Origin of the sequence: Pseudomonas antarctica, assembly GCF_900624995.1 — a bacterium.
In the GTDB taxonomy this organism is placed as follows: domain Bacteria; phylum Pseudomonadota; class Gammaproteobacteria; order Pseudomonadales; family Pseudomonadaceae; genus Aquipseudomonas; species Aquipseudomonas antarctica.
In genome coordinates, this window is sequence record NZ_UYXQ01000208.1 from 1 (window position 1) to 4,396 (window position 4,396).

Sequence of the window (4,396 nt, forward strand, 5' to 3'; positions counted from 1 at the left end):
GTACATCTGTTACTTCTTTGTGTGTGTTTTTTCAAGTCTCCGGCACCCCCCTAGACTAACCCTCATGCTAACCTTCTTTCCCTCCCCGCCGTCCTTCCAGTCTGGGCTTGCTCGCGAATGCGGTGTATCAGTTAGCAGATGGATAGCTGACCCACCGCATTCGCGAGCAAGCCCGCTCCCACAGGTGATTTGCATCGGTTTTCAGAACCCACAAAAAAGCCCCACCCGGCTCACGCCGAATGAGGCTTTGTACCACGCAGCTCGCCTTACGCGACGTTCATGGTCTTGTGCGTTTCAATCAAGTGCGCCACCACACCCGGATCGGCCAACGTGGAGATATCGCCCAACCCGTCATACTCAGCCGTGGCGATCTTGCGCAAGATCCTGCGCATGATTTTCCCCGAGCGCGTCTTCGGCAAGCCCGGCGCCCACTGGATCACATCCGGCGAAGCAATCGGCCCGATCTCTTTGCGCACCCAGTTTTTCAGCTCCAGGCGCAGCGCTTCATTCGGCTCTTCGCCATTCTTGAGCGTGACATACACATAGATGCCCTGGCCCTTGATGTCATGCGGCACACCCACCACCGCCGCTTCGGCGACTTTCGGGTGGGCAACCATGGCGCTTTCAATCTCGGCGGTGCCCATACGGTGGCCGGACACGTTCAGCACGTCATCCACACGGCCCGTGATCCACCAGTAGCCATCTTCATCGCGACGCGCGCCGTCACCCGTGAAATACATGCCACGGAAGGTCTTGAAGTAGGTATCGACGAAACGGTCATGGTCGCCGTACAGCGTGCGCGCCTGGCCTGGCCACGAATCGAGGATCACCAGGTTGCCTTCGGCAGCGCCCTCGATGATGTTGCCCAGGTTGTCCACAAGTGCCGGCACCACGCCGAAGAACGGCCGTGCAGCCGAGCCCGGCTTAAGGGCGTGAGCGCCCGGCAGTGGGCTCATCAGGGTGGCGCCGGTTTCGGTCTGCCACCAAGTGTCGACGATCGGGCAACGGGATTGGCCGACGTTCTTGTAGTACCAGTCCCAAGCTTCCGGGTTAATCGGCTCACCCACCGAACCGAGCAGGCGCAAGCTGCTGCCATCCACGCCTTCGCAAGCAGCGGTGCCCGAAGCCATCATCGCGCGGATCGCAGTGGGCGCGGTGTAGAGGATATTGACCTTGTGCTTGTCGACGATCTTGCCGACACGGGTGATGTCCGGGTAGTTCGGCACGCCTTCAAACAACAGCGTGGTCGCGCCATTGGCCAGTGGGCCGTAGACAATATAGGTGTGGCCGGTAACCCAGCCGACGTCGGCGGTGCACCAGTAGATTTCGCCCGGGCGGTAGTCAAACACACGCTCGTGGGTCAGGGCTGCGTAGAGCAGGTAGCCGCCAGTGGTGTGCTGCACGCCTTTAGGCTTGCCGGTGGAACCGGAGGTGTAGAGGATGAACAGCGCTTCTTCGGCGCCCATTTCTTTGGGCGCACACACGGTGCCCGCCACTTTCATCAGGTCTTCGTACCAGATGTCCCGGTGCTGGTTCCACTTGATGCTGCCATTGGTGCGCTTGCACACGATGACTTTCTGGATGCTGCTGGTTTCCGGGTTGGTCAGCGCGTCATCGACGTTGGCCTTCAGCGGAATTTTCTTACCCGCGCGAATGCCTTCGTCGGCGGTGATTACCACCTTCGACTTACAGTCGATAATGCGACCGGCCAGGGCCTCAGGCGAGAAACCGCCGAACACCACGGAGTGAATCGCACCGATGCGGGTACAGGCCAACATGGCGACCACGGCCTCGGGGATCATCGGCATATAGATAGTCACCACGTCGCCGCGATGCACATCCTGGCCGCGCAGGGCGTTGGCGAACTTGCAGACTTCTTCATGCAGCTCGCGGTAAGTGATGGTGCGGCTTTCGGAAGGGTCATCGCCCTCCCAGATGATCGCCGCCTGATCGCCACGCTCGGCGAGGTGACGGTCCAGGCAGTTGTAGGAAACGTTCAGGGTGCCATCGGCAAACCATTTGATGTCGACATGGTGGTCGTCGAAAGAGGTCTGCTTGACCGCGGTGAAAGGCTTGACCCAGTCAAGGCGCTTGGCTTGCTCACGCCAGAAACCATCGGGGTTGACCACCGACTGCTGGTACATGGCCTTGTAGGTCGCCTCGTCGGTCAGCGTGTTGGCTGCTACTTCGGGGCGAACGGGGTACAGGGAAGCCGCACTCATCTTTCTTACCTCGGTGACATAGTTGTTGTTGTATGGCCCCTGTTGTAGCCGGGGTGGGCCTATAGAACCATTCGACGATGGTAGTAACAAGACCCTACAAAATACCCAGCTATCCCCATTTATGGCTCTGGCCCGCGGCCTGCGTGGCTTTGGCGCTGCATGAAAAAACCTTTACCACGGGATTGTTACAAAAACCGCCAATAGTGTTTATCAAAAGCACGGGTATATGAATATAACCCGCACGCCTAAAATCAGCTCCGCCAACACGGCACTGTGATTAACACCGTAACAGCCCCCACGAAGGCAACGTTAATCCGAACTCACCCACCCTAAGTTACACACGCGGCCTTATAAGGGCCCCGTGACCCCTTTCGCCCAGAAGAAGGTAAAAAGAGAAATGAAAGCTTTAGCAGTGATGGCCCTCAGCAGCGTGTGCGCTACCGCCGCCCTGGCCGACGAAGCCCCGACTGAGCTGGCCGGGCAGAACGCCCCGATTGTTGAAGATTACACCTACAGCACACACTTGGATGTGGCCAAAGTACTGTCCATGAGCGACATCCCTAACGTCTGCCAAGTCGTACCGGTAAAGATGGAATATGAAGACTCACACGGTCAACGCCATATTCTTAATTACCAAGTAATGGGCAATGGTTGCTCTAACGGATAACAACTTCTTATAAAGGCATTAACCCCTGATCTTATTCGCCGCAAGAAATCGTTCTTGCGGCAAAGAGCCAGCTGACACACCAGGGTCCAAATGTGGGAGCGGGCTTGCTCGCGAAAGCGATACCCGCCACACCAACACCTCAAAACCCTGCACCCTTCCCAGCATTTTTACTCCCCAGAAGCCCAACTCCCCCGCCCTACAAAAAACATCCCGCCGCCCGTCAAAAAAATCCTAGCCCAGCAAAGCCTTGCAAACACACGCCTTGACCGAAAACCACACCATTTTGGCCCTCCATCGTGACCATCCGCCGCAACACAAAGACAAATTTTTCCTTATAATGCGCGGGTAAATCGGGCCTGCAATATTCCTTTACACTGGGATGAAGAGCCAGACCTGAGGCCTCCGCAGGAGCATGCACCTGTCGCTCCGCCCCTCAAGCCTCACGCAGAGCACCCGTTCACCCAATTGCGTTTAATGCCTGCGCTAGCGGTTGCAACAAACGATTCCTTAAGATCCACCGCGGCCCGAGGGCCGTGTGAACACCCAACCATCCGGTTTCACACGGGCACCCTTGAGCCCTCACGCAGGAGACGACACGTCATGCTGAGCTGGGACGAATTCGACAAAGAAGAAGACGGCGAAGTAGTTGCTAAAGGCGCCAACGCCGGCCACGCCACCGAAGCCAACATGGACCGCCTCGACGGTGCCGGCGCTGCCGCCGCCATCGAAGCCCGCGCCGTCACCGCCAGTGACTCCGCCGCCATCGTGCGCGCCAAGGCTGCCCTGGACAAGCTCGACGTCGCCGAAGGCCTCGCCGAGCTGGAAGGCTCCGCCGCCCGCGTCGCCGTTGACGAAAACCGCATGATCAACTGCCGCGCCGACCTCAACCAACTCGTGCCCTTCAAGTACGACTGGGCCTGGCAGAAGTACCTCGACGGCTGCGCCAACCACTGGATGCCGCAAGAGGTCAACATGACCGCCGACATCGCCCTGTGGAAAACCCCCGAAGGCCTGACCGACGACGAGCGCCGCATCGTCATGCGCAACCTCGGCTTCTTCTCCACCGCCGACTCGTTGGTCGCCAACAACCTGGTGCTGGCCGTGTACCGCCTGATCACCAACCCGGAGTGCCGCCAGTACATCCTGCGCCAGGCCTTCGAAGAAGCGATCCACACCCACGCCTACCAGTACTGCATCGAATCGTTGGCCATGGATGAAGGCGAGATCTTCAACATGTACCACGAGATCCCATCGGTGGCTAAAAAAGCCGCCTGGGGCCTCAAGTACACCCGCTCGATCTCCGATCCGAAGTTCGAAACCGGCACCGTCGACACCGACAAAGAACTGCTGCGCAACCTGGTCGCCTACTACTGCGTCCTGGAAGGCATCTTCTTCTACTGCGGCTTCACCCAGATCCTGTCCATGGGCCGCCGCAACAAAATGACCGGCGTCGCCGAGCAGTTCCAGTACATCCTGCGCGACGAGTCGATGCACCTGAACTTCGGTA

General features: G+C 58.7%; 3 protein-coding genes. 2 read left to right on the forward strand and 1 reads right to left on the reverse strand.

Annotated elements, in window-relative coordinates; translation table 11 throughout:
• Positions 1–266: 266 nt before the first annotated feature.
• Positions 267–2,222, reverse strand: coding sequence for an acetate--CoA ligase (gene acs / locus E0F99_RS29135; protein WP_083357144.1), 1,956 nt, complete (start codon positions 2,220–2,222; stop codon positions 267–269).
• A gap of 397 nt (positions 2,223–2,619) precedes the next feature.
• On the opposite strand from acs, the gene E0F99_RS29140 reads away from it, so the two are divergent.
• Both E0F99_RS29140 and E0F99_RS29145 read left to right on the forward strand, forming a co-directional pair.
• Positions 2,620–2,889, forward strand: a complete 270-nt coding sequence (locus tag E0F99_RS29140; protein WP_083357143.1) for a DUF2790 domain-containing protein — start codon at positions 2,620–2,622, stop codon at positions 2,887–2,889.
• Positions 2,890–3,489: 600 nt separating this feature from the next.
• Positions 3,490–4,396: ribonucleotide-diphosphate reductase subunit beta (locus E0F99_RS29145; protein ID WP_130909110.1), on the forward strand; the 907-nt coding region annotated here is incomplete at its 3' end.